Genomic DNA, 22,759 nt, shown 5'->3' on the forward strand with positions numbered 1-22,759 from the left:
GGTGAAGCCGGGCGCCATCAAGCAACGGAAACAGGCTTTATTGATCGATGTTTTCGATTAGATTGGAGCGATTGCAGCGGGAGAGAACGGCATGCAGGTGGAGCTGATCGAAACCTTCCTGGACCTGATGGAGAGCCGCTCCTTCAACCGCACCGCCGAGCGCCTGAACCTTACCCAGTCGACCGTCTCACATCGGGTGAAGGCACTGGAAGCGCAGTTCAACCGCAAGCTCTTTACCCGCAACAAGGGCGGCACCGTGCCGACGGCCGCCGGCCTGCGCTTTCTAGATTACGCAAAAGCCCTGCAAAACCAATGGCATGAGGCCACACGCGCGGTCACCAACGCCGGCGCGCTGGAGCGCTCCATGCGGCTTGGTGTCCAGCATGATCTGGCGGAAGCCTTTGCCGGGGAATGGATGGCGACGATCCGCCGGGAGCTGCCCGGCATCGAGATCTATATGGAGGCGGACTACTCCAACCAGATGAACCGCGATCTCGGCGCTGGCGAGCTGGATCTGGCGATCCTCTACACGCCCCACTACCTGCCCGATCTCTATTACGAAAGGATCGGCGATCTGCATTACGTGATGGTGAGCACGGAGGCGCAGATGCTCGCCGAGATCCGCTCCGAGAGCTACATCCGCTCAAGCTATTCGCCAGGCTTCGATCGCGCCCACCGGCTGGCGCTGCCGCATCTCTCCGCAGCGCTGCTTGCCGCCGGCCAGAACATGGCGATCACCCGGCTGCTTCGCACACTCGGCGGATCGGCCTACGTGACGGCAGCAACGGCCGAGCGGCTGGCGGACGATGGATTTACTGCGCGCGTTCAGGACGCGCCCGTCATCCCGCAAACGGTCTATGCCGCCACCAGCCTGCGCACCCGCCACGCCCACCAGCACCGCAAGATCATCGCCGCCATGGCCGATCTGCTTGCAACGCTGCCGGTGCCGAATTCGGAAACGGGTTAAGCCATGCGGCGTTGAATCAGCCGCTGCAGAAACATCAGGATCGAAACGATCGCGAGATAGTAGACCAGCGCTGCCGAATACCACTCGACGAAGCGGAAGCTGGAGGCGATCGCGTCGTTGACGACCGCCATGATCTCGCGCATCGAGATTACATAGGCAAGCGAGGTCAGCTTGATCAGGTTGATGAATTCGTTGACCAGCACCGGCATGACGATCCTGAGCGCCTGCGGCAGAACCACCAGAAAGAAGGTCTGCCAGCGATTGAGCCCGAGCGCGCGGGCGGCATCCGTCTGCCCCTGGCCGATCGCCGCAAGCGCCCCGCGCATCGCCTCCGCCATATAGGCGGCCGTGACCAGCGTAAACGCGATGAAGGCAGCGACGAAGGGCGTGTACCAGGGCGCCCGCGTGAGCCCCGGAAAGAGCTGCGGTGCGCCGTTCCAGACGATCAGGAGCACGAGTATCAGCGGCGCCGAGCGAAACAGCCAGACATAGACCTGCGCCGCTGTGCGCCTGACCGCCGCCATCGAATTGAGCGCGACGGCCAGCGGCAGGCAGAGCAGGAACGACGCCGCCTGCACCAGGATCGACAGCAGGATGGCGATGCCCGCCCCCTGCAACATGACGGGCATGGTCAGGGCATCGAAAAACAGTTTCGTATCGAAGTTCATGCCCCGCCTCCTTTCGCTCAGGAGTCGTAGTCGACGTCGAAGAGCGCCGGATCGAGCCCGTATTTCCTGGCGAGATCGCCGAAGAAGCCCTTCTCCTTGAGCGCCTTCAGCCCTGCCTTCACCGCGGCTGCATCGCCACCGTCACGGCGGCTGTAGATGCCGTATTTGAAGTCCGAGGCCCAGATATAGGGGAGCGTGAGCGCGCCGTCGGAGCGCGACGCGCGATAGGCGCCCTCCGCCTCTTCCGTTACGGTCGCATCGACGCGGCCGACGAGCACCTGCTGGTAGGCGGCCTGCTGGGTCGGGTATTCCTGCACATCGACCGGCGGCAGGCCCTTGGCCGCGAGCGCCTCGTTTAAGGGCCCGATCCGCTCTTCCTTGTAGTAGGCGCCGGCTTCGAGCGCGATGACCTTGCCGCTGAGATCCTCCGGCGCCTTGATCGTATCGCTGCCCGCTTTGGTGACCATGGCGGTCGCCGATTTCATGTAGGGCACGCCGTCATAGGTCTCGCGCCGCTTGGCGTTGATGTAGATGCCGCTGACGATGACGTCGCAGCGCCCTGCCCCGAGCGTCGGCAAGAGGCCGGCGAATTCGGTGACGGTGTAGTTCACCTTCGCATTCCATTGCGCGGCCAACGCTTCGGCGATCTCGATGTCGATGCCGGTCGGCTTCGCATCGGCCGGATGTTCCTTGAAGGAGAGCGGCGGAAAGGCCGCGGTGGTGCACACGCCAACCTCTCCATCGGCGGCGAAAGCCGGCGGCTCGGCCTGTGCGGCGCCGGCCGAAAGCACGGCGGTCGTCAGAAGGGTTGCGCAGGATGCCAGTCTGATCATCTTCATTCCCCTCATTGTGCTGGTGAAACGCGGCCGACGATGTCGCCATAGGTCTGGCTGTCGAAGGCGGGAAGGATGAGCGGATCCACAAAGCCGTCGCGCCGCGCCGTCAGCGCGTATTGCATCATCGACGCATTGTCCGGCATCTCGAAAACCTGGACGAAGTCATAGGTCCCGAGCGTGGCATAGAAGGCGACCGAGCGGCCGCCGAGCGCTGCGACCCGATCCTCGCTCACCTTGCGCCGGCTGCCACTATCGGCAAGCTCGGCCAGTCCCTTCGAGGTCAGTCGCATCAGCGAGATGTATCTTTGCATGGGGCATCATTCCGTTGAACGGTTGGCAAAAGGCTTTGGAAATGTGAGGACCGCGCCTGGAGCAATTCCAGGAGAAGCCTGAAGCGGCTTTTCGTCCGGAATTGCGCGGTGCCAGAGCGCTAGCGGGCGGCCTTGGCCAGTCCGGCAATTACGGCATCACTGGTCGAGACCGTGCCGAAGATGCCGTTCTCGATCGAGATCATGTTGATCGCCGCCTCATGCGCCCACTGCTCGCCGCTGGCGCAGCAGTCCGAAATCGTCAGGCACTGGAAATTGCGGTCGCAGGCTTCGCGCAGCGTCGTATGCACGCAAACGTCAGTGGTGCAGCCGGTAAAGAGCATGTGGGTGATGCCCTGGGATCTCAAGACATGCTCGAGATCCGTATAGGTGAAGGAGCTGTTGCAGGTCTTGTCGATGATGACGTCGGTCTCGGCGACATCGAGTTCCGGGAGCAACTGGAAGCCGGGGCTGGAACGCAAAAGCACCTGCGTGTTCTCAAGTCCCGAGCGCTTGCGCCGCCATTTCTCGTAAGGCGTCATGTCGGCGAGATCGGCGCGGTAGCCCTGGCGCGTGTGGATGATCAGGCAGCCGGCTTGCCGTGCCGCCGCAATCACCCGGTTGACCGCGGGCACGATCGCGGCCAGCGGCGCCGGATCGTAGCCCATCGAGGCGAAGTAACCGTTGGGCGAGCAGAAGTCGATCTGCAAATCGATCACCATCAGCGCCGTCTGCGCCGGAACCAGCTTTCCATCATAAGGAAAATCAAACGGTTGTGCCTCGATCATCGTAGTCCTCCCTCTCTCCGGTCCGATTCATAGGAGCAAAAATCGATTGGGAATAGCGATTTTTTATGCTTGATATTGTGCAGTCTGGCTAAACGATTTCACGCCGTGAGGGGCGCGATCAGAGCGGGAGGGCTCACGTGAAGGCGTTGCATTTCCTGCCCTATATCCGGGCGTTCGAGGCGGTCGCGCGCATCGGTTCCGTGCGCCAGGCGGCGGATGAGCTGGGCTTGAGTCCCGGCGCCGTGTCGCTGCAGCTGCGCCGGCTCTCGGAGACGACCGGCCTGACGCTGCTTGAAAAATCCGGCCGCAACATCAGGCTTACGGCCGCCGGCCGCGAGTTCGCGCAGACGGTTTCCCACGCGATCGGCAACCTTGCCGCCGCCGTCGAGGACGGCACCGACCGACGGCTCGAAAGCCACCAGCGCAAGCTGACGGTCGGCCTGCCCCCGGCGCTCGCGATTGCCTGGATGGCCGGCCTCCTCGTACAGTTCGCGGGTGCGCGCGGCGTCACCGATCTTTCGATGCGCAATTGCATCCGCGCCAGCGACGTCGTCTGGGACGATGTCGATCTCGCCGTCGTCTACGACAATCCGCCCTTCGACGGCCTGTGGTGGCAGGCAGTCAGCGACGTGAAGCTCAGGACGGTCTGCTCGCCGCTGCTCTTTCCGCGGCTCGAAGGCCCGCTGCGCGAGCGGAAGCTGCGCGACGTCACGCTGCTGCATGAGGATGACGGCCGGGAATGGACGCGCTGGTCGGCCGCCTCGCGCATCTCGCTCGAAGGCAGCCGGAGCGTGCGGGTGCAATCGGTCGCGATCGCCGTCGCCTCGGCGCTACAGGGCCAGGGCATCGCGCTCGTCTCCGACGTGCTGACACGCTCCTATCTCTACGAAGGACGCCTGATCCAGCCCTTCCCGACGGCGATACCGGCCTCGGCCGGCTACTATCTGCTCTGCCCGACGGAAAAGGCGGAGGAGCCGCTGATCCAGGCCTTCGCCAACCAGATCGCCGCGCACCTGCGTGGCGAGCGGTCCGGCGACAAGCAGGCTCAGTAGCGACCCTTGAGCAGCGCCTTCAGCCGCTCGGCGTCCGCCTCGCTGACATCAGCCGGTGCCATCACCTGCATCCACGCGTCGATATAGTGCTCCGGCGCATAGACATGGCCGTAGCCGATCGGCGAGGTCGTCGCGAGCGCCATGTCGGCGAGCAGTTGGAACATGGTGACGACGGGGAACCATCTGAGCGCAGGAGAGACGTCGGCACCGCGCGGCGCCTTCATCCAGTCGGGCTCGCGGTAGAAGGAGTATGGATCGAAGAAGGTGATCGGGTCACTGGCATATTGCAGATAGACGATGCGGACATTGCCCCAGGTCGCGCCCGGGATGTTCAGCGCATTCTCCTGATTGGTGAAACGGATCACCGAGCCGTCGCGATAAAGTGGCCGCCATTCCGGCGAGCCCGGATTGCGGTTTCGGGTGATCTGCAGCCAGGTCTTGGTCGGGAATGGCGAGCCGACCCAGAGCGCGCCCTGGAACGGATCGCTGATGATATCGAAGGGATCGACCGAGCCTTGCGAGTTCATCGAGCCGAGGCTGAGGCCATAGAGATAGAGCTTCGGCCTTCTGTCCTTCGGCAACGTCGTCCAGTAGCCATAGACCGCATCGAAGAGCGCATCGGCAGTCTCCGCGCCATATTCCGGCTCGACCAGCAGCGACAGCCAGCTCGTGAGATAGGAATACTGCACCGCGACGCTGGCGACGTCGCCCTTCAACAGATATTCGAGCGAATCGAGGCCCGGCGGATCGATCCAGCCGGTGCCGGTCGGCACCACGATCAGAAGGTTCGATCGCTCGAAACCACCGACGCGCTTCAATTCCTCCAGCGCGAGCTTCGCCCGCTCCTTGGCGGTCTCGGCCGAGTTGAGACCGGCGTAGACGCGCAATGGCTCTTTTGCCTCTCCGCCGAAGAAGCCGGCGATGTCCTTCGCCGCCGGACCGGAAGCGATGAACTGGCGGCCCTGGCGGCCGAGTTCGTCCCACGTCATCAGCGACGCGTTGCTGCCGGTCTTCAACGGATCGGTCGGCGGCGCGACATCCGGATCGATCAGCGCGTCCAACCGCTGGAACGAGCTGTCGGCCGCATGCAGCGCGAAGCGGAAGATGACGCCGTCAACGGCGGACCAGAACAGCGCGACGGCGGCAACGACGGCTGCGACCTTTGCCAGCGGCCGGGTCAACACATGCTCGAAGCGGCGGGTCAGAAACCGGAAGGTCAAGCGGAATAGGCGCGCGATGAGCACGATGGCGACAAACACGAGGGCCGCGATCAGCCCGAGCTTGAACGGCTCAGCACTTTCGACCGGGTCGAGCCCCATGATCTGCCGCACCGTGTTCTGCCAGTAGGCGGTGCGCCAGAGGAAGGCGAGCGCAACCGCGGTGCAGCCGAGCGCCGCTAGCACCTTCACCGTAAGGCCTGTGCGGCCGCGGATCTCCGGCAGGTCGAGCAAGGACCACAGCCAGCGCAACAGTACGCCGATCGCATAGCCGGCGGAAAGCGACAGGCCCGAAATCACCGCCTGCACCACATAGGGCCGCGGGATGAGGCTCGGCGTCAGCGACATGGCAAAGAAGAAGACGCCGACGATGAGCCCCGTGGTCGAGAACGATGCCAGCAGCGTCGAGAGAAAACGCGGCATCGGCAACCTCGACAGCGGCGTCTGTTGAAGATGGTCCATGGCGTCGGGTCCCCACTGATGCTGGCACGGTCACCGGAACAACTGCGGGCTGTTCCGGCGCCGGCAATGTCGCTTCCCCGGCGTGTCCAGTCAATCGCCACAACCGCACGACACCCTGACGCGAACCGGTCGACGGGCACTTCGGCCCCTAAACCCGGGTGACCTCGACCGGCGTCTTCATGATGATTTCACGGTGCGGGAACGGGATCGAAATGCCCGCCGCCTTGAACGCATCCCAGAGCGCCATCAGCACCTGGCCGCGGATGTTGGTGAGCCCGTTGCTCGGATCGGAAATCCAGAACCTCAGCTTGAAATCGAGCGACGAGGCGCCGAAACCCGTCATCCAGCACACCGGCTGGGCGTAGCTGCTCGCCACCCGCGGCAGCGATGCGGCGGTCTCGATGGCGATGCGCGCCACCTCGTGCGGGTCGCTGTCATAGGAGGTGCCGAAATCGACCTCGATGCGGACGAAGTCGCTGGAGAACGACCAGTTCACCACCTGCTGCGAAATGAAGTCCTCATTTGGAATGAGGTATTCCTTGCCGTCCCGGGTGATGACGGAGACGAAGCGGGAGCGCAGGTCGCGCACGGACCCGAAGGTATCGCCGAGCGTGATCGTGTCGCCCGGCTTGATGGATTTGTCGAGCAGGATGATGATACCGGAGATGAAGTTGGAAACCACCTTCTGCAGACCGAAACCGATGCCGACACCGACCGCCCCGGAGAAAACCGTCAGCGCCGTCAGGTCGATGCCGGTGGCCGATAGCGCGATTGCGCCGGCAAAGCCAATCAGTGCAATCTTGACCAGCTTGCTGATCAGAACCTTGAAGGAGGGTGTCAGGTCCGCTGACCGCTGGATCCAGTGCGACGAGACATTGCCGATCAAAACGGCAAGCCAGATCAGCGCGGCGGAGAGCACGATGGCTTTCAGGACGAGCAGCAGCGACAGGCGAACCGCACCGAGATTGATGGCAACGCCATCAAGTGTCGTCAGGATCACCCGGTCGAGCCCGACCGCATAGAGCGCAAAATAGATCCAGCCGACGACGGCGGTGACGCGCGCCAGCATCTGGTTGCGGATGATGCGTGTGAGCACCGAGATGACGAACCACGCCGCCGTCAGCGTCAGCGCGGTCGCCACCAGCCAGCGATAGGACGGCCAGCCAAAGCGCAGGATCATGCCGTCGGCAATCCAGAGCCAGACGATCAGAAACAGCCACCGCAGCCGCCGCATGAAGGCGATGATGACCCGCAAGAGATCCGGGTTGCCCTTGATCAGACGGGCTCGGGCTTCGACCCGCGGCTCTATCCGCTTCGCCAGTGCGCCGCAGACCAGGTAGCCGGCGACGATGATGGCGAGCTGATAATAGGTCCACTCGTTCAAAAAGACCGTCTGTAGCCAGGAAGCGGCGGCATCGAGCGCTGTTGCGAAATCCATCGTCTCTCTCCGAGAGAGCAAGGCGCCCGCCGAGCGTGTGGGACGCCCTCCTAACTCGAATCTAGGGCATCCCTGATGGTTTCAAAGCCGGATGGACGATTATCGAACCGCTTCAGAGGCTTATGGAGGGGTTGGCACTAGACGCGCCGCTCCTTGATCGTGTTCATCACGAAACTCGTCTCGATCGAGGCGACGCATTTGAGCCTTGCGATCTTCTCCTTGATGAAACGCTCGTACTGATCGAGGCCGGCGCTCATCACCTTCAGCACGTAGTCGCGCGAGCCGGTCACCAGATGGCATTCGAGCACCTCGTCCCAGCCGCGCACCGCCTCTTCGAACATGACGATCTCGTCTTCGTGCTGGCGGCTGAGCGTGACGGTCGCAATCGCCGTCATCGTCCAGCCGTCGACTGCGGGATCGACCAAAGCCGTATAGCCGCGGATGACCCCGGTCTCCTCCAGCCGCCGTAGCCGACGCAGACAGGGCGACGCCGAGAGCCCCACCCGCTCGGCGAGCTCGTTGTTGGTCAGGCGGGCATCCGCCACCAGTTCCTTCAAAATCCTGCGATCCGTCTCGTCGGCAATTTTCTGCGCCATATCTTCTCAACTCAGCCAAATCTTTGCGCAACTCAAGGCGATCCCGCCGGAAATAGCAAGGATCGGTCCAAGCATCTGATATAATTTGCCTGTCAGTCGAGTCCGCTTCGCTTGAGGAGACAAGCCATGACCGTACCGCATCCCTCCAAAACCCACATCGGAAACCACAAGCTGCATCCTGAAACGCAGATGCTGAACTATGGCTACGATCCGGAACTGTCGGAGGGCGCGGTCAAACCTCCGGTCTTTCTGACCTCCACCTTCGTCTTCCGCTCCGCCGAAGAGGGCCGCGACTTCTTCGACTTTGTCTCCGGCCGGAAGGAACCGCCGGCGGGTGTCGGCGCCGGCCTCGTCTATTCGCGCTTCAACCACCCGAACAGCGAGATCGTCGAAGACCGTCTCGCCGTCTACGAGCGCACCGAAAGCTGCGCACTGTTCTCGTCGGGCATGTCGGCGATCGCCACGACGCTGCTCGCCTTCGTCAAGCCGGGCGACGCGGTGCTGCACAGCCAGCCGCTCTATGGCGGCACCGAGACGCTGCTTGCCCGCACCTTCCTCAATCTCGGCGTTTCCGCCGTCGGTTTTGCCGATGGCGTGAACGAGGCGGCCGTCAGCGCCGCCGCAGAAGAGGCGATGGCCAAGGGCCGGGTCTCGGTGATCCTGATCGAGACGCCGGCGAACCCGACCAATAGCCTCGTCGACGTCGCCATGATCCGCCGCGTTGCCGATGCGATCGGCAGGAAGCAGGGCCATACCCCGATCGTCGCCTGCGACAACACGCTGCTTGGGCCCGTCTTCCAGCGGCCGATCGAGCACGGCGCCGACATCTCGCTCTATTCGCTGACCAAGTATGTCGGTGGTCACTCCGACCTGATCGCCGGCGCCGCGCTCGGCTCCAAGGCGGTGATGAAGCAGGTAAAGGCGCTACGCGGTGCGATCGGCACGCAGCTCGATCCGCATTCCTGCTGGATGCTCGGCCGTTCGCTCGAAACGCTGGCGGTGCGCATGCAGAAGGCCGACGACAATGCCCGCATCGTCGCCGAATTCCTGCACGACCACCCGAAGGTCGAGCGTATCCACTACCTGCCCTTCCACGGCGAGGACACGCCGGTCGGCCGCACTTTCAAGACGCAGTGCACCGGCGCTGGCTCGACCTTCTCCTTCGATATCGCTGGCGGCCAGGAGGCGGCCTTCCGCTTCCTCAATGCGCTGCAGATCTTCAAGCTCGCCGTCAGCCTCGGCGGCACGGAATCGCTCGCCAGCCACCCGGCGGCGATGACCCATTCCGGCGTGCCGATCGAGGTGCGCCACCGCATCGGCGTGCTGGAATCGACCATCCGCCTGTCGATCGGTATCGAGCATCCCGACGACCTCGTGGCCGATCTTTCAAACGCGCTGTCGCTCGCCTGATGCAAGAGGCCGCCGGTCCAGCCGGTGGCATCCTTCGCGAGTTCGCAAGGACGCAATTCCGGACGGAAAACCGCTGCGCACTTTTCCTGGAACTGCTTAGCTTGAAGTGGCGCATTCCGGACGGAAAACCGCTGCGCACTTTTCCTGGAACTGCTCAGTGCGCCAGGATGTTGACGATATTGCCGAACGGGTCGCGCATGTAGAAACGGCGCACGCCCCAGGGCTCGTTGGTGATGTCGTAGACGATCTCGACACCGGCGGCCTTGGCTCGCTGATAGGCCCGGTCGACATCGTCCACCTCGATCGAAAGCACCGGCACCGGCGTATCGTTGCCGCCCTCGCTGGCGATGCTCACCTGTGGCATCGCGGCCTTGCCCTCGGCGGCAAAGGTCAGGATCCAGCCGTGATCCATCACCACGTCGAGTTCAAGCAGGTCGCCGTAGAAGGCGCGCGCCACCTGCGGGTCCGGGGCGTAGAGGTTTGAGACGATACGCTTGACTGTCATGGAATTCTGCTCCCTTCGACGCGCCGCAACGCGGCAGCATCGACGCTTACTGGTTGTTCGGCTGATAACGATACAGCCCATACTGCCCGCCAACGGCAGCCGATTGAAAGCGGAAATCGCCTCGCTTCAGAATGAAGCCGCCGCATGTTCCGATGGCGCCTTCGGGTTTGCTCCGGAAAGCGCCACCCGCACAAGCGTCGCCGCAGCCTTGCCCGCCACCTCCATATAGCTTGGATCCCGGTGCAGCAGCACGACCGCGAAACTGCCGTCGAGCAGCAGCAGGATCTGCTTTGCCAGCATGGCCGGCTCGGCGACACCGGCTTCGGTAAAGGTCTCGGCAATCCAGGCCTCGAACTTCTTCTTGTGGGCGGCACCGATGCGGATCGCCGGATGACCGGGCATGTTGGCAAGCTCGGCGGACGTGCGCAGGAAGCCACAGCCCTTCCATTTCGGATGGCGCGCCGCCCGCACCAGGTTGACGAAGATCGCCTCGATCTTGTCGGCAATGTCCCCGTCGCCCGCGTCGAACCACTTGCGGAAGAGTTTCAGATTGGGCTGGTCGCGGCCTTCGAGATAGGCGGCGATCAGCTCGTCCTTGCTGTCGAAATGATAGTAGAGCGTGCGTTTGGTCACGCCCGCGGCTTCCGCCACCGCATCGACGCTGACGGCGCGGATGCCCTCGGCATAAAACAGCTTTTCCGCCGCTGCGACGATCAGCTCCCGGGTCGATTTCTCTGCTTTCGCCATCTCTCATCTATACCGACTAGTGAATATACATGGCATCTTCCCTCACCTAGCCTCTCCCCGTCAACACCTGCCGGAGAGCAACCATGTCGAACACCGTGCTGATGCAGATTTCCGAGGGCATCGCCCTCCTCACTCTCAACCGCCCAGAGAAACTCAACGCGCTGAACTACGAGCTGATCGACCGGCTCATGAGCCTTCTCGACCAGATCGAAGCGAACGACGGCGTCGGCGCCGTGATCATCACTGGCACCGGCGACCGCGCCTTTTCCGCCGGCGGCGATATCCATGAGTTCTCGGAAAGCGTGGCCAAGGGCGTAAACCCGGCCGTGCGCGATTTCGTCCGTCGCGGCCAGGGCCTGACGGCCCGGCTCGAAGCCTTTCCGAAGCCGGTCATCGCTGCCGTCAACGGGCTTGCTTATGGCGGCGGCTGCGAGATCACCGAAGCGGTGCATCTCGCTGTTGCCAGCGACCGGGCGCGTTTTGCCAAACCGGAAATCAAGCTCGGCATGCCGCCGACCTTCGGCGGCACCCAGCGCCTGCCGCGGCTCGCCGGCCGCAAGCGCGCGCTTGAACTGCTGCTGACAGGCGAGGATTTCTTGGCCGATCGCGCGCTGGAGCTGGGGCTCGTCAACCATGTCGTCGCTCATGAGGAACTGATGTCGGCCGCCCGTGACCTGGCAAAACGCATCATGGGCTACTCCCCGCTTGCAGTGCGCTCGATTATCACCGCCGTCACCCGCGGCCTCAACATGTCGATCGCCGAGGGGCTGTTGGTCGAAAGCGAACAGTTTGCCCAGATGGTGCCGACCGACGATCTTGCCGATGCGCTTGCCGCCTGGACGGGACGGCGCCTCCACGACGACCCACCGCGGCGTGGTCTCTTTTCGCGATACTTTTAAATTCAACCGAACGGTTGACAATTAGGTCGACCGAGAGGATATTCAACAATATGGTTGAATATCAGAACGCACATCTCGATGCCGTGTTTCACGCGCTTTCGGACCCGACGCGGCGCGCCATGCTCCAGGACCTTTCGCAGGGCGAAAGACTGGTGGGTGAGCTTGCGGCGCCGTTCTCGATCTCGCTGGCCGCGGCATCGAAGCACATCAAGGTGCTGGAAGGAGCAGGTCTGGTGCGCCGCGAAGTGAAAGGTCGCACGCATGTGTGCCGGCTCGATGCCGCGCCGATGCATGCAGGCATGGAATGGATGCGCCACTACGAAGCCTTCTGGCGCACCCGCATCGACGCACTCGAGGCGCTGCTTCTCGTCGAAGACGCCACAATCCAAACTGATCCGGAGGAAAAGCCATGACTTCGTCTGCCACAGCCTTTGCCGGCGCCGACTACGGCCGTGTCGTCGCACCGGACGCGGTGCGCATCGAGCGCCTGCTTCCCGGCCCGATCGAGCGGGTCTGGTCCTATCTGACGGAGGAAAGCAAGCGCCGGCTCTGGATGGCGTCCGGAACGATCGGATCGAAGGAAGGGGCCGAGGTCGAGCACGTCTTCCGCCATTCGGAACTGACGACGGAGGACGATCGGCCACCGCAGAAATACGCCGAGCACGCCGGCGAGGTGCGCAATTACGGCCACGTGCTCGCCTGGGAGCCGCCACGACTACTGGCCTATACCTGGAACGAAGAGACCGGCACCCCGTCGGAGGTCCGCTTCGAGCTCAGCCCCCGCGGCGACAAGGTGCTGCTCGTCGTCACCCATAAGCGCATCGCCGACCGCGCGGTCATGACCAGCTTCTCCGCCGGCTGGCACGTACACCTCGACATTTTGCGAGCTCTGCTCGAAGGCGAAAAGCCGGCAGCCTTCTGGAGCAAGTTTGCCGACCTTGAAGCGCAATACGACGCGCGTATTCCGAAGCCCTGACGGCGGGATGGGCTTGAAGGTCAGGACGCGTGCAGGCGCCGGCAAGGATCGACTTGCCGGCGCTTTTCGTCAGGTGCGGGCGAAACCGAGAACGAAAAACGCCAGCGCGCCGATCGAGGCCCATGTGCGCACGTGGTTCCACCAGACCCAATCGGTCAGATAGCGCTCATGCCAGAGATCGGTCGCCGCCTGACCGGGGGCTGCCGCGGCGAGCGCGTCATTCATCGGCACGTTGAAGACAATGGTCACCAGCAGTACGCCAACGACATAGGCAATGCCACCGGCGGCAAGCCACCACCTGCCCTCGCCGCCCGAGATGAAGGCGACGACGACGAGCGCCAGGGCGAGCAGCGCCGTGCCCATGAAGGCGCTGAGGAAGATCGGGTTCTGGATCACGACATTGATGGCGTTCATCGCGGCGATCCCCTGCTCCGGCGGCAGCCGCGACAGGGCCTGCATGATGCAGACCGAGAAGATGAAGAAAAGCCCGGCCATCAGGCCGGAACCGATCGCGGCGGCAAACGCCAGAGCGGGGATCAGCGGGATCATGCGGCAAGACTCCAAACACCAGTTGCTGCGGTTTCCCGGGCGTAATCGGCAAAGTCGCGCGGACGCCGCCCAAGCACGCGCTCGACATCGGACGTCATGCTGGAATTGCGCCCGTCGAGCACCGAGGTGAAGAGATAGCGGATGAGTTCGACATAGTCATCCGGCACGCCGTCCGCCTTGAGATGCGCTGCGAAGTCGGAAACCGGAATGGCCTGATAAGAGATCCGACGGTTGGCGGCCGCGGCGATCTCGGCGACGGCCTGGGCAAAGGTCATCAGGCGCGGGCCGGTCAAGGCATAGACCTTGCCGATATGCGCATCGTCCAGAAGGGCCTCAACCGCCACGTCGGCAATGTCGTCGCAACTGACGAAGGGCTCGGTGACCTCGTCCACCGGCAGGAAGACCGAACCACTCACCACGCCGTCGGCCAGGAAGCCTTCGTCGAAGTTCTCGAAGAACCAGCTGCCCCGGATGACCGTCCAGTCGGCGCCGGAGGCCTGCAGCGCACGCTCGGAGGCTTCCGCCTCGTCCTCGCCGCGGCCCGACAGGAGCACCAGCCGCTTGATGCCGGAGCGAACGGCAAGGCTCGAGAACCGGTCGATGACGTCGACGGCGCCCGGCACCGCCAGATCGGGCTGGTAGCAGACATAGATGCGATCGACATTTTCAAGGGCGGGCGTCCAGGTCGCCTCATCCGTCCAATCGAAGGAAGGCGACGCCGAACGGGCGCCGATGCGGACCGCTATGCCCCGCTCCCGAAGGCGATCGGCCACCCGCCGCCCCGTCTTGCCGGTACCGCCCAAAACCAGTGTGACTTTCCGAGACATCGTTTCCTCCTGAGGTTCCATCAACAAACATGAGCATCTCTCACATTTGCAAATGTGATAAATCCTCGTATTTTAGGAGTCAAGTCAAAATGTGAGCATTACTCATGATTCCAGATGCAAGTCCCGCCACGCTTCCCGCCGACGACGAGCGTGCGCTGCGCCGGACGCCGAGCCAGAAGCGCAGCCGCGAGCGCGTCGAGCAGATCCTTGCCTGCGCGACGGCGCTCATCCAGGAGAAGGGCAGCGACGCCATGCGCATGAGCGAAGTCGCTGAAAAGGCTGGGATTTCGATCGGATCGCTGTATCAGTACTTCCCCGACAAGGCGGCAATCGTGCGCACGCTGGCCGAGCGCTACAATGCGGTCTGCAACGAGTGCATCGCGGCCGAACTGGCCAAGGTCACGTCGATAGCCGAACTGCGCGACGCCTTCTCGCTGCTGTTCGACATCTACTACGACATGTTCCTCGCCGAGCCGGTCATGCGCGACATCTGGTCGGCGATGCAAGCCGACAAGGCGCTGCGCGAGATCGATCTTGCGCAAAGCCGCGCCGGCGGAAAGCTGCTTGCCGATGTCTGGGCCCGCCTTGTGCCGGAGACGCCGCGCGAAGAGATCGACAGCGCCGCCTTCCTGATCATGCATCTCGGCGACTGCACCATGCGACTTGCAGTCTCGGTCGACCGGGCCGAGGGTGACCAGATCGTCGAAGCCTACAAACGCATGACCGTCAAGGATTTTGTCGCGGATGGACCGCGCGGCGGCGCGCACTCAATTGACAACTCCATGACACAATCCTAATCATCTGGGATCGATTGGTTCCCGGGACGCGAACGTGTTTCGGGAGTAAACGGGAATGTGACGGATGGACCCAAGCTGGGCATTCAAATCACGGCCGACCCCGCGACTGTAGAGCGACGTCGATCCACCGTTCCGGAGCGATCCGGAAGAAGCCACTGGCAAGACCGCGAGAGGGCGGCCGAGCTGGGAAGGCGAGGCAGATCGAGGGCATCGAGCCCAACGCCGTGAGCCAGGAAACCTGCCACTCGATACGGGCATAGGGCCCAACCGGGAATTTCCCGATGCCATCACGGAGGTTGTCATGGCTACGTCTACCATTTCGAGCACCCCGCTCTCCCTCAGCGATCGTCTGACCGCTGGCGTCATCGCGCTCTTCATCGGCGCATTCCTCGTCTTTGGCGCCGGCCTTGCCAACTCGGCAGTGCTGCACGACACGGCGCACGACACCCGCCACTCCTACGGCTTCCCCTGCCACTGACCGATGCGCCGGAACGTGAACAACGTTCCGCATCGAACAATCTGCGGACCTGAACGCATCCGGCCCGAGCCGGATGGAGGCCTGCGTGCATCCCGGTTTTTCCGGCGCGCGAAGGCCATCCGCAGCATAGGGAAAATGGGAAGGCTCGAGGACCACGCCATAGGGCGTGGCTTTTGTCGTTATCGAGGGATTTCAAGATGATTGTCAGAACGCTTCTGGCCGCGATCGTGGCTGGATTGATTGCCGGTGTCTTCATGACCGGCGCCCAGGAACTGCGCGTCACACCGCTGATCCTGCATGCAGAAGAATTCGAAGGCGAGGCACCGGCCGCTACCGAACAGCCCGCCGCCCAGCCGGGTGCGGCACAGCCGGCCGCAGAAAACCACGACCAGCATTCGTCGCTCAAAGCCGTGTCGCCGTTCGGCGCTTTCCTCGACGCTTTGTCGCCGATCACCCCGGCCTATGCCCATGAGGGCGAGCATGAGGAAGGCGGCATCATGTTCGGCATGAGCCGCTTCTCCGGCACGCTGATGGCGAACCTCGTCACAGGTTCCGGCTTCGGCCTGCTGCTCGCCGGCGTCAGCCTGGTGATCGGCTACCCGATCACGCTCAGGAACGGCGCGCTGTGGGGCGCCTGCGGCTGGCTTGCCGTGCACATGCTGCCGGCGATCGGTCTGCCGCCGGAACTGCCGGGATTTCCGGCAGCCGAACTCGGCGACCGCCAGACCTGGTGGCTGGTGACCGTGGCGCTCTCCGCCGTCGGCCTCTATCTCGTCGTCCTGCGCGAGGAGATCGTCTCCAAGGTCGCAGGCCTGGTGCTGATCGCAGCACCCCATGTCTACGGTGCGCCGCAGCCGCTCGATATCACCAGCAACGTTCCGGCCGTGCTCGGCGCCGAGTTTGCGGTTGCCGCACTCGCCACCACGCTTGCCTTCTGGATCGTGCTCGGCGTCGTCTCCGGCTTCATCAACGAGCGCTTCGTCAAGGCACAGTGATCACTGATCACAGATCGTCAGCAAAGCGACGGCGGGGTTCAGGTCCCGCCGTTTTGCATGAGATGCGCCGCCAGCCGCGCGCGGCGATCTTCCGGCTCCAGCAGCACGCAAGTGTCGCAGAAACTGCCCCCTTCCGTCTTGAAGTAGAGACAGCAGCCGCAACGGATCCGATACTGGCGCGACAGCTCAGCGCCGCTTGCCGGATCGAGAGCCGCGATCTGCTCGTAGCAGAGCTCCTCTGAGTAGAGCCGCGAACCCGGTCGTTTGACGATCGCCAGCGCCTCGGCCATGCCGCGCGCCTCGTCGCCGATCGCGCGGCCGATTTCCAGGAACGCGCCGGCCAGGGCATCGGCCGCGAGCCGCCATTGCGCCCCGCTCGACAGCCCTGCTCGCGCTTTCAGAACCGCAACGACGGGTGCCAGATGGGCGATGAAGCCCTGTTCGAATGCGCTGACGCCTTCGCCACCCTGGCGCTCCGTGGCCGGCGGATGCAGGCGAAAATGATAGCGCTTGCCCGCGATTTCGACGCCACGGTGAAGCCGCGTCCAATCCTCGAAACGAATGCCGGCCACCTCCGCCTGCAACCCGGCGCCGAGATGGAACGCGCCAAGGACCACGCTCAGCTGGCGGCTATAGAAGGCGATCAGATGCGCCGCCCGGATCCGGTCGGTCATGCCGACCCCAAAGAAATCCTGATAGGCGAGCCCCGCCTCGAGGCCAGCGCTGCCCGCAGCCCAGAAGTCGCCCGGCGCGCTGAAATCACTGGCCGCCGGCCCGAGCGAGACGGCAGCCTCGGGAAACTGGGTACGCAGATGGTCGGCGACGGCCAGCGCCTGCGGCGCAAACGCCGCGGTCTCCGCTGTCGGCCGGTGGTCGTTCAAGCGCATGCCGTCTCCGTCGTCCATTCTCATCCTCTGGCGCAGGATGCGGGCGGATTACCACACGCGCCTTCCCCCTCCTGCAGCCAGCCACCGTCGAAGCCCGCCCGTTCAAGGCCGAGGCGGATCGCCGGCATGCTGCGCATCAGTGCCCAGCTAAGGCCGCTTTGCCAGTTCTCGATCATCATGACAACGAGGCCCTGGTCAAGACCGACGACCCGCGCATCGATCCAGCCCTCCGGGCCTGCGCCGGCGGCCAGGCTCGGGTTGAAGCCGCCGGGAAAGCGCCCTTCGCTCAGAAGTCCCGGATAACTGTCTGCCATATGCACGAGGGAGGCCTGCGCCGCATCCGGCTCGAACGGCAGGCAGGCAAGCGGCGCCCAGGGCACCAGCGTGCCGTCATCAAGGCCGTAGGGTGCGCCGCGGTTCACATAGCCGAAAAGCCGCTGCTGGCGCCCATCCGCAAGCCGCAGCCGGCCGCGGGGCGCATGGCAGGCGCTCAGGCCCCACAGGTCCTCGCCATATCCGGCAAAACCGCCGGGATTGGAGCGCGCATGGTCCCGCTGCAAGGCAATGGCGCGTCGGGTATTCTCGAAATAATCCGTCCCCCGCTCCCGCATCGGCCGGTCGGAAAGCCCGCGTAGATCGAGCCAGGCCTGCGGAAAGAGATGGATGAAGAGTGGGGCCGCATGCAGATGCGGCCGGCCGTCGACCGGGATCCAGTCATGGCCCTCGGCAAAGGCCGCATAGTGCTCCGGTTCGATCGAATGGTCGGGCGCGCCGAGTGCCAGCACATAGAGCAGCAGCGCTTCGCTGTAACCCCGCCAGCGATGCTTCAAGAACCGCCCCGGCGGCCGCCAGCCCATCGTCAGCGTGTCGCCCCGATTGAGCGCCCAGCGCCAGTCCACCCGCGCATAGAGCCGATCGGCAAGAGCGCGGATCTCGCATTCGTCCGCATCCCTACCGGAAAAATATGCAGAGGCGGTCAGGCAGCCGGCGATCAGCAGCGCCGTATCGACGGTCGAAAGCTCGCTCTGCCAGGTGCGCTCGCCGGTCCGCATGTCGAGGAAGTGATGGTAGAAGCCGCGATAGCCGGTCGCCTGCCGGTGGCGGGACTGCGGGCTTTGGACAAGGAAGCGCAGCGTCGTCGCCACCCGCCGCGCGGCATCGCTGCGCGAGAGCCAGCCGCGCTCGACGCCGATGGGATAGCAGGAAAGGCCGAAGCCGGTCGCAGCGATGCTCGCCGGCGCGCCCGGCAACGCGGTGTCGGCGATCAGTCCGGTGACCGGATCCGAATGTTCGAGGAAATACCCGAACGCCGCCTGCTGCAATCGATCAATCTGAAATCGCTCAGTATTTTCCGTACGCTGCGGCATTTCGCCTTTCCTGTCCGACATCCGGCCTCATGCAGGAACCGGCAAAATCACTCTTTAGTGAAGGCCAACTACACCCAAACGGTCGCCGAAATCCAATCTTGTGTTACAGTCTTCTAATCTGACCGCGCGCAATGACTGGTTGAAGCGATGTTGAGCGTGTTGGCGTTACTCCTTTCATTGAGTGGTGGCCCGAGCCCATCGACCGCCGAGGCGACGAATGTCGACGTCGAACTGATCCTGGCGGTCGACATGTCCGGCTCGATGGATCTCGACGAGGCCCGCATCCAGCGGGCCGGCTATGTCGAGGCACTCCGGCATCGCGACTTCCTTGATGCGGTCGAAAGCGGCCAGCTGGGCAAGATCGCCATCGGCTATTTCGAATGGGCCGGAACGGTGAACGAGTCCTCCGTTGTCGCCTGGAAGGTCATCGACAATGCCGCCGACGCCGACGCCTTCGCCAAGCTGATCGAAGCGCGGCCGGTCGGCACACGCCGCGGCACCTCCATCTCCAACGCCATCACCTATGGCACGGCGCTGATCGATTCCAACGCGTTCAGCGGCGTGCGAAGGGTCATCGACATCTCCGGCGACGGGCCGAACAACATCGGCCCGCCGGTGCTTCCAGCCCGCGAGATCGCGATCACGCGCGGCATCACCATCAACGGGCTTGCCATCCTCATCCGCCCGTCGGTTTCGACCGGCCCGCTTGACCAATACTATGCCGAATGTGTCATCGGCGGCCCCGGCTCCTTCGTGCTGCCGGTGCACGAGCCCGAAGATTTCTCCATCGCGATCCGCCAGAAACTGGTGCTCGAAGTCAGCGGCCTGCCACCGCCGCCGACCATACGCTATGTCGATGCCTTCCCGGCGCCCGATTGCCTGATCGGCGAGAAATTGCGGCCGGGCTTCCTCGACCGGGTCTATCCGGAGCTCGACAAGTAGCCTCGCTAGACCGGACGATGCCCCCGCAACCTTTGCGCGTCAGATTGTCGTTTCCCTTCGCTTCGTCCGACGATAAGATGGCGCGTTGCTTCGCGGATCGATTCATGTCCTTGACCACCACGCCCCATCAGGCCGACCTGGCCACAGACCCGACCACCGACACCGGCAGTCAGCACATCCGCGATACATTGCGCGATGCGATCGTCGAGCGGCGGCTTGCGCCTGGCACGAAGCTTTCGGAAAGCGACGTCGGCGAACTGTTCAACGTCAGCCGAACGCTGGTGCGCGCCGCCCTGCAGGCGCTGTCCTATGAGGGCCTCGTCAACGTCGAGAAGAACCGCGGCGCCTTCGTTGCGCACCCTTCGATCGACGAGGCGCGCCAGATCTTTGCGACCCGCCGGCTGATCGAACCCGGCGTCGTGCGCGCCGCCGCCGCCCAGATCGGCAAGGCGGAGCTTTCCGAACTCAGGCGCATGCTGGCAGCCGAGCGCCAACTGACTGAACAGCGCGGTCAATCGGCCCGTCGTGCGGAAATCAAGGCATCGGGCGATTTCCACCTGGCGCTTGCCGACCTCTCGGGCAACACCATTCTGCGCCGCTTCATGGACGAGCTCGTCGCCCGCTCCTCGCTGGTCATCGCGCTTTACGGACAATCGACCGTTTCGAGCTGCGGCCACAGCGAACACGACGAGATCGTCAACGCGATCGAGCGTGGCGACATCGACGCGGCCGCGCGGCTGATGGTCCACCACATCGACCATATCGAAGCCGACCTCGACCTGCGCGTTCTGAAGTCGACCGACCTCAAGGCAGCGCTGGAACTCTAGTGCCGCCACCTGCGCCGGGCCTGGATTTTCAAAGCTTTTCAACACCGGTCCGAGCCCGATGGAGCTCCCCGCCGCACCTCCCTTCGTCCGCCGTCGGCAAAAGCGACGCAACCAAAAGATCAGGTTCGCAAAGCCGGAGAGAACTCGCCTGCCGTCAGCGCGAATAAAATCGGTAGACAACATGGAACCATCCCGCTGCTCTCGCGTTGCCCTCTCGCTCGAAAAGACTGTGAACGAGGAATGCAATGAGCGAGAAACTCTTTCCCACTCCCATCCCCCTGAAACTTTCGGCACGACGGCAGACCGTGGTCAGAACGGTGTTCGAAGCCGTGGAACTGCTCAGGCAGTGGCCGGGCCGTCGTGGCCGGGAATATCGCGCAGCCCTCAGGCGCTGCCTGGATGCGCTGGATGGATTGACGAGTACGGACCGGGCGAGCCGCTGCTTTGCCGCAGCCGCCCGGGAATCGGGCCTGTTGCTGGCCTGATCCGGGCGACCGGGATGATCCGGAACCGCAAAGGTGATCCGGGATATCAAGGGCTCGGCGTTTGAAGCTTTCACGATGCGCCGAAGGACGATCGGCGCATCGCCCCGACCGAAAGCACCTCAGCTGCGATCAGCAAGATTTCATGCCACGCGCGGTGATCAGTCGGCGAGTTCGGCCGCTTCCTTCGGTCCACGGTCGGCAAGCGCCTTGAGCGCCGCCTTGTCGAGCCGCCAGTCCGGCGCGCCGTAACCGAGCGGCCACTTGTACGGCTCCTTGTCGTTGAAGAAGACGACGGTCGTCAGAAGCGGGAAGGCCTGGCGGTAGGTCTGCTGATCCAGGATTTCGGCATACCATGCACGCTTGTAATCGGCCGAGCCGGAGACCCCGAGTTCGGCAACGATCACGGGCTTGCCGTAACGCGAAACGCGCTGGTACTTTTCCTTGAGCGCTTCGCCGAAGCGACGCTCGCGACCCCAATAGTCGACGTCCATCTTCTGCAGGCCCCAGACAGGGATGCCGATCGCATCGACGACATCGTCGCCCGGATAATAGGCCGCGAGATTGCGATGGCCCTTCGGCGACCAGACGTAGCGGGCGGCCGGCGCGAGTTCCCGGCACTTGCTGACGAAGTAGCGGAACGCCGTCTTGTAGCCTTCGCTGTCGCGCCGCGCCCAGGGATAGCGCTCGCCGGGCTCTTCCATCTCATGGCCCCAGCGAACGTAGACCGGCCCGCGGAAGTCGGCGGCGCGCGTGCAAATATCGGTAATCTCGCGATCGAAGCGGCCGTTGCCGATATCGGCAAACAGCCGGTTGCCGCCGGCGCGCCAGTCGGCGGCATGGGTATAGGGCTCGACTGAAAGCATCAGCGCCCGCCCCTGTCGCGCGGCATTTGCGAACTTCCGTTTCAGCTGCGCCCGATCCGGCTTCTGCCAGTAGACGAAGACATGCTCAAGTGTCAGCGCGTCGCTGGATGCGACCGCATCATGCGGATCGTAAACGCCGATTTCGACCGTGCGTGTTTCCCGCTCCCTTGCCTCAGGCGTGATGGCGGCGGTCGTCAGCGACCGGTCGATACCGTCTACGGAATCCTGCGCGCGGCCCGGCGTGACTCCGGCAACCGCCAGAAGCGCCAGCGCGCCAGCACCGAGGACCGATCTTGGGACAGCAATAGGCAACGATTTTCTCCGGCGTGCCACATCTGGCACCGCATAAAACCAGACATGGCTTGCTGCGCGCTGGAAGCCGGTGCGATCGCGAGGCCGTGGGCGTCATGCCCGGATGGCAAAAAGGCCGCCGCCAAGGCTGGCAACCGCCCCGTCTCCATGATCGATTGCGCCTGCCTTCCCGAACGCGACAGACCGTTAGAGCGAGGCTCTGAGGAAACAGTGCGACGTGCGCCCGAAGCCGCTCGGCGAGCAGATATAGGGCGCGCGGCCGAGGTAGGTTGCCGTGCGCCTGCGCGTCGGTGCCGGCTCGACGATGTCTTCATCCGCCTCGGCGATCTTCAGCTGCTTCTCTTCCTTGCGGACCTTGATCGAAGGGCTCGCATAGGCGCTCGAATGGCCCGATGCAAACAGCGGCGTTTCGCTGACGACCGTCGACGAGCAGCCGGCGGACAGAAGCAGGAGGCTTAGAACTGATGTCGTCGGTACGAGAAACTTGAAACCCGAAACGGCGGTGCGGCCTACGCCGGCACATGCGGTTTTGATTCGCATAAACGTCCTTTCGAATAGCGG

Annotated in this window: 27 protein-coding genes and 1 riboswitch; of the genes, 12 read left to right on the plus strand and 15 right to left on the minus strand. The window is 63.8% G+C overall.

From position 1 onward, the window contains the following. The first annotated feature begins 91 nt into the window (after nt 1-91). A complete protein-coding gene (locus tag IB277_RS11560; RefSeq protein ID WP_090294373.1) occupies nt 92-967 on the plus strand; it encodes a LysR family transcriptional regulator in 876 nt (291 codons plus the stop codon). Here IB277_RS11560 and IB277_RS11565 read toward each other — a convergent pair. From IB277_RS11565 to IB277_RS11580, 4 genes are all read right to left on the minus strand, one after another. Then, the gene (locus IB277_RS11565) at nt 964-1,635 is read right to left on the minus strand and encodes an amino acid ABC transporter permease (protein ID WP_034792072.1); all 672 of its coding nucleotides are present in this window, start codon (nt 1,633-1,635) and stop codon (nt 964-966) included. The two genes, IB277_RS11560 and IB277_RS11565, sit on opposite strands and share 4 nt — an antisense overlap. A gap of 17 nt (nt 1,636-1,652) precedes the next feature. Next, complete coding sequence (locus tag IB277_RS11570) at nt 1,653-2,468, minus strand: transporter substrate-binding domain-containing protein (protein WP_176960265.1); 816 nt, start codon at nt 2,466-2,468, stop codon at nt 1,653-1,655. Between the two features lie 11 nt (nt 2,469-2,479). Beyond that, nucleotides 2,480-2,782, minus strand: a complete 303-nt coding sequence (locus IB277_RS11575) for a GYD domain-containing protein (RefSeq protein WP_090294375.1) — start codon at nt 2,780-2,782, stop codon at nt 2,480-2,482. 119 nt (nt 2,783-2,901) lie between these two features. Continuing rightward, nucleotides 2,902-3,567, minus strand: a complete 666-nt coding sequence (locus tag IB277_RS11580) for a cysteine hydrolase family protein (RefSeq protein ID WP_090294377.1) — start codon at nt 3,565-3,567, stop codon at nt 2,902-2,904. Nucleotides 3,568-3,704: 137 nt separating this feature from the next. Here IB277_RS11580 and IB277_RS11585 point away from each other — a divergent pair, with 137 nt between their 5' ends. Then, nucleotides 3,705-4,619 (plus strand): LysR substrate-binding domain-containing protein, encoded by a 915-nt coding sequence (locus IB277_RS11585; RefSeq protein ID WP_110818695.1) that lies wholly within the window; start codon nt 3,705-3,707, stop codon nt 4,617-4,619. Here IB277_RS11585 and IB277_RS11590 read toward each other — a convergent pair. From IB277_RS11590 to IB277_RS11600, 3 genes are all read right to left on the minus strand, one after another. After that, nucleotides 4,613-6,298, minus strand: coding sequence for an alpha/beta-hydrolase family protein (locus IB277_RS11590; protein WP_090294380.1), 1,686 nt, complete (start codon nt 6,296-6,298; stop codon nt 4,613-4,615). The genes IB277_RS11585 and IB277_RS11590 overlap by 7 nt on opposite strands. A 148-nt stretch (nt 6,299-6,446) precedes the next feature. Beyond that, nucleotides 6,447-7,736: a mechanosensitive ion channel family protein gene (locus IB277_RS11595; RefSeq protein ID WP_060515860.1), complete on the minus strand. Its 1,290-nt coding sequence runs from the start codon at nt 7,734-7,736 to the stop codon at nt 6,447-6,449. A gap of 137 nt (nt 7,737-7,873) precedes the next feature. Continuing rightward, nucleotides 7,874-8,332 carry an Lrp/AsnC family transcriptional regulator gene (locus IB277_RS11600; RefSeq protein WP_034792047.1) on the minus strand — a complete coding sequence of 153 codons (459 nt, stop codon included), beginning with the start codon at nt 8,330-8,332 and terminating at the stop codon, nt 7,874-7,876. A gap of 126 nt (nt 8,333-8,458) precedes the next feature. Here IB277_RS11600 and IB277_RS11605 point away from each other — a divergent pair, with 126 nt between their 5' ends. Continuing rightward, nucleotides 8,459-9,742, plus strand: coding sequence for a cystathionine gamma-synthase family protein (locus IB277_RS11605; protein ID WP_192370997.1), 1,284 nt, complete (start codon nt 8,459-8,461; stop codon nt 9,740-9,742). Nucleotides 9,743-9,896: 154 nt separating this feature from the next. On the opposite strand, the gene IB277_RS11610 is transcribed toward IB277_RS11605, so the two are convergent. Beyond that, a complete protein-coding gene (locus IB277_RS11610; RefSeq protein WP_034792008.1) occupies nt 9,897-10,247 on the minus strand; it encodes a VOC family protein in 351 nt (116 codons plus the stop codon). A 126-nt stretch (nt 10,248-10,373) separates the two neighbouring features. Beyond that, complete coding sequence (locus IB277_RS11615; protein WP_110818696.1) at nt 10,374-10,994, minus strand: TetR/AcrR family transcriptional regulator; 621 nt, start codon at nt 10,992-10,994, stop codon at nt 10,374-10,376. Nucleotides 10,995-11,077: 83 nt separating this feature from the next. On the opposite strand from IB277_RS11615, the gene IB277_RS11620 reads away from it, so the two are divergent. The 3 genes from IB277_RS11620 to IB277_RS11630 are packed head-to-tail and all read left to right on the plus strand — an operon-like array spanning nt 11,078 to nt 12,869. Continuing rightward, nucleotides 11,078-11,893, plus strand: a complete 816-nt coding sequence (locus IB277_RS11620) for a crotonase/enoyl-CoA hydratase family protein (RefSeq protein WP_110818697.1) — start codon at nt 11,078-11,080, stop codon at nt 11,891-11,893. A gap of 50 nt (nt 11,894-11,943) precedes the next feature. Beyond that, complete coding sequence (locus IB277_RS11625) at nt 11,944-12,306, plus strand: helix-turn-helix transcriptional regulator (RefSeq protein ID WP_110818698.1); 363 nt, start codon at nt 11,944-11,946, stop codon at nt 12,304-12,306. Then, nucleotides 12,303-12,869 (plus strand): SRPBCC family protein, encoded by a 567-nt coding sequence (locus IB277_RS11630; protein ID WP_090294387.1) that lies wholly within the window; start codon nt 12,303-12,305, stop codon nt 12,867-12,869. The genes IB277_RS11625 and IB277_RS11630 overlap by 4 nt, the downstream gene beginning before the upstream one ends. Nucleotides 12,870-12,938: 69 nt before the next feature. On the opposite strand, the gene IB277_RS11635 is transcribed toward IB277_RS11630, so the two are convergent. Next, entirely contained in the window at nt 12,939-13,418 is a 480-nt protein-coding gene (locus IB277_RS11635; protein WP_110818699.1) for a DUF1772 domain-containing protein, read from the minus strand. Continuing rightward, nucleotides 13,415-14,245 (minus strand): NAD(P)H-binding protein, encoded by an 831-nt coding sequence (locus IB277_RS11640; RefSeq protein WP_110818700.1) that lies wholly within the window; start codon nt 14,243-14,245, stop codon nt 13,415-13,417. Before IB277_RS11640 ends, IB277_RS11635 begins: the two co-directional genes overlap by 4 nt. Before the next feature lie 104 nt (nt 14,246-14,349). Here IB277_RS11640 and IB277_RS11645 point away from each other — a divergent pair, with 104 nt between their 5' ends. The 3 genes from IB277_RS11645 (at nt 14,350) to IB277_RS11655 (ending at nt 16,515) form a co-directional block, all read left to right on the plus strand. Then, entirely contained in the window at nt 14,350-15,042 is a 693-nt protein-coding gene (locus IB277_RS11645; protein ID WP_110818701.1) for a TetR/AcrR family transcriptional regulator, read from the plus strand. After that, a riboswitch (cobalamin riboswitch) is annotated at nt 15,041-15,303 on the plus strand. It overlaps the preceding gene by 2 nt. A gap of 40 nt (nt 15,304-15,343) precedes the next feature. Then, nucleotides 15,344-15,520, plus strand: a complete 177-nt coding sequence (locus IB277_RS11650; protein WP_034791966.1) for a CbtB-domain containing protein — start codon at nt 15,344-15,346, stop codon at nt 15,518-15,520. A gap of 197 nt (nt 15,521-15,717) precedes the next feature. After that, entirely contained in the window at nt 15,718-16,515 is a 798-nt protein-coding gene (locus IB277_RS11655) for a CbtA family protein (RefSeq protein ID WP_110818702.1), read from the plus strand. 38 nt (nt 16,516-16,553) lie between these two features. Here the strand turns inward: IB277_RS11655 and IB277_RS11660 are convergent, their stop codons facing one another. Together IB277_RS11660 and IB277_RS11665 are read right to left on the minus strand one after the other, a co-directional pair. Further along, nucleotides 16,554-17,402 (minus strand): (2Fe-2S)-binding protein, encoded by an 849-nt coding sequence (locus IB277_RS11660; RefSeq protein ID WP_110818716.1) that lies wholly within the window; start codon nt 17,400-17,402, stop codon nt 16,554-16,556. Nucleotides 17,403-17,422: 20 nt separating this feature from the next. Beyond that, nucleotides 17,423-18,769 (minus strand): glucoamylase family protein, encoded by a 1,347-nt coding sequence (locus tag IB277_RS11665; protein WP_110818703.1) that lies wholly within the window; start codon nt 18,767-18,769, stop codon nt 17,423-17,425. 147 nt (nt 18,770-18,916) lie between these two features. On the opposite strand from IB277_RS11665, the gene IB277_RS11670 reads away from it, so the two are divergent. From IB277_RS11670 to IB277_RS11680, 3 genes are all read left to right on the plus strand, one after another. Further along, entirely contained in the window at nt 18,917-19,711 is a 795-nt protein-coding gene (locus IB277_RS11670; protein WP_034791962.1) for a DUF1194 domain-containing protein, read from the plus strand. Between the two features lie 104 nt (nt 19,712-19,815). After that, nucleotides 19,816-20,538 carry a GntR family transcriptional regulator gene (locus IB277_RS11675; protein ID WP_090294484.1) on the plus strand — a complete coding sequence of 241 codons (723 nt, stop codon included), beginning with the start codon at nt 19,816-19,818 and terminating at the stop codon, nt 20,536-20,538. 245 nt (nt 20,539-20,783) lie between these two features. Then, complete coding sequence (locus tag IB277_RS11680; RefSeq protein WP_034791960.1) at nt 20,784-21,023, plus strand: DUF982 domain-containing protein; 240 nt, start codon at nt 20,784-20,786, stop codon at nt 21,021-21,023. A 158-nt stretch (nt 21,024-21,181) separates the two neighbouring features. On the opposite strand, the gene IB277_RS11685 is transcribed toward IB277_RS11680, so the two are convergent. Together IB277_RS11685 and IB277_RS11690 are read right to left on the minus strand one after the other, a co-directional pair. Beyond that, a complete protein-coding gene (locus IB277_RS11685) occupies nt 21,182-22,198 on the minus strand; it encodes a glycoside hydrolase family 26 protein (RefSeq protein WP_090294394.1) in 1,017 nt (338 codons plus the stop codon). 186 nt (nt 22,199-22,384) lie between these two features. Continuing rightward, nucleotides 22,385-22,738, minus strand: a complete 354-nt coding sequence (locus IB277_RS11690) for a hypothetical protein (RefSeq protein ID WP_034791958.1) — start codon at nt 22,736-22,738, stop codon at nt 22,385-22,387. Between the last annotated feature and the right edge of the window lie 21 nt (nt 22,739-22,759).

The sequence above is a fragment of the Ensifer sp. ENS07 genome, from assembly GCF_014852185.1.
Classification (GTDB): Bacteria; Pseudomonadota; Alphaproteobacteria; order Rhizobiales; family Rhizobiaceae; genus Ensifer; species Ensifer adhaerens.

Bases quoted from the DNA above. Each gene is read 5' to 3' on its own strand.
- IB277_RS11665 (WP_110818703.1), bottom strand. From the start codon at position 18,769: ATGCCGCAGCGTACGGAAAATACTGAGCGATTTCAGATTGATCGATTG.
- IB277_RS11645 (WP_110818701.1), top strand. From the start codon at position 14,350: ATGATTCCAGATGCAAGTCCCGCCACGCTTCCCGCCGACGACGAGCGT.
- IB277_RS11630 (WP_090294387.1), top strand. From the start codon at position 12,303: ATGACTTCGTCTGCCACAGCCTTTGCCGGCGCCGACTACGGCCGTGTC.
- IB277_RS11610 (WP_034792008.1), bottom strand. From the start codon at position 10,247: ATGACAGTCAAGCGTATCGTCTCAAACCTCTACGCCCCGGACCCGCAG.
- IB277_RS11575 (WP_090294375.1), bottom strand. From the start codon at position 2,782: ATGCAAAGATACATCTCGCTGATGCGACTGACCTCGAAGGGACTGGCC.
- IB277_RS11650 (WP_034791966.1), top strand. From the start codon at position 15,344: ATGGCTACGTCTACCATTTCGAGCACCCCGCTCTCCCTCAGCGATCGT.
- IB277_RS11670 (WP_034791962.1), top strand. From the start codon at position 18,917: ATGTTGAGCGTGTTGGCGTTACTCCTTTCATTGAGTGGTGGCCCGAGC.
- IB277_RS11655 (WP_110818702.1), top strand. From the start codon at position 15,718: ATGATTGTCAGAACGCTTCTGGCCGCGATCGTGGCTGGATTGATTGCC.
- IB277_RS11595 (WP_060515860.1), bottom strand. From the start codon at position 7,736: ATGGATTTCGCAACAGCGCTCGATGCCGCCGCTTCCTGGCTACAGACG.
- IB277_RS11590 (WP_090294380.1), bottom strand. From the start codon at position 6,298: ATGGACCATCTTCAACAGACGCCGCTGTCGAGGTTGCCGATGCCGCGT.
- IB277_RS11690 (WP_034791958.1), bottom strand. From the start codon at position 22,738: ATGCGAATCAAAACCGCATGTGCCGGCGTAGGCCGCACCGCCGTTTCG.
- IB277_RS11635 (WP_110818699.1), bottom strand. From the start codon at position 13,418: ATGATCCCGCTGATCCCCGCTCTGGCGTTTGCCGCCGCGATCGGTTCC.
- IB277_RS11570 (WP_176960265.1), bottom strand. From the start codon at position 2,468: ATGATCAGACTGGCATCCTGCGCAACCCTTCTGACGACCGCCGTGCTT.
- IB277_RS11620 (WP_110818697.1), top strand. From the start codon at position 11,078: ATGTCGAACACCGTGCTGATGCAGATTTCCGAGGGCATCGCCCTCCTC.
- IB277_RS11580 (WP_090294377.1), bottom strand. From the start codon at position 3,567: ATGATCGAGGCACAACCGTTTGATTTTCCTTATGATGGAAAGCTGGTT.
- IB277_RS11605 (WP_192370997.1), top strand. From the start codon at position 8,459: ATGACCGTACCGCATCCCTCCAAAACCCACATCGGAAACCACAAGCTG.
- IB277_RS11680 (WP_034791960.1), top strand. From the start codon at position 20,784: ATGAGCGAGAAACTCTTTCCCACTCCCATCCCCCTGAAACTTTCGGCA.
- IB277_RS11600 (WP_034792047.1), bottom strand. From the start codon at position 8,332: ATGGCGCAGAAAATTGCCGACGAGACGGATCGCAGGATTTTGAAGGAA.
- IB277_RS11625 (WP_110818698.1), top strand. From the start codon at position 11,944: ATGGTTGAATATCAGAACGCACATCTCGATGCCGTGTTTCACGCGCTT.
- IB277_RS11615 (WP_110818696.1), bottom strand. From the start codon at position 10,994: ATGGCGAAAGCAGAGAAATCGACCCGGGAGCTGATCGTCGCAGCGGCG.
- IB277_RS11560 (WP_090294373.1), top strand. From the start codon at position 92: ATGCAGGTGGAGCTGATCGAAACCTTCCTGGACCTGATGGAGAGCCGC.
- IB277_RS11565 (WP_034792072.1), bottom strand. From the start codon at position 1,635: ATGAACTTCGATACGAAACTGTTTTTCGATGCCCTGACCATGCCCGTC.
- IB277_RS11675 (WP_090294484.1), top strand. From the start codon at position 19,816: ATGTCCTTGACCACCACGCCCCATCAGGCCGACCTGGCCACAGACCCG.
- IB277_RS11640 (WP_110818700.1), bottom strand. From the start codon at position 14,245: ATGTCTCGGAAAGTCACACTGGTTTTGGGCGGTACCGGCAAGACGGGG.
- IB277_RS11660 (WP_110818716.1), bottom strand. From the start codon at position 17,402: ATGCGCTTGAACGACCACCGGCCGACAGCGGAGACCGCGGCGTTTGCG.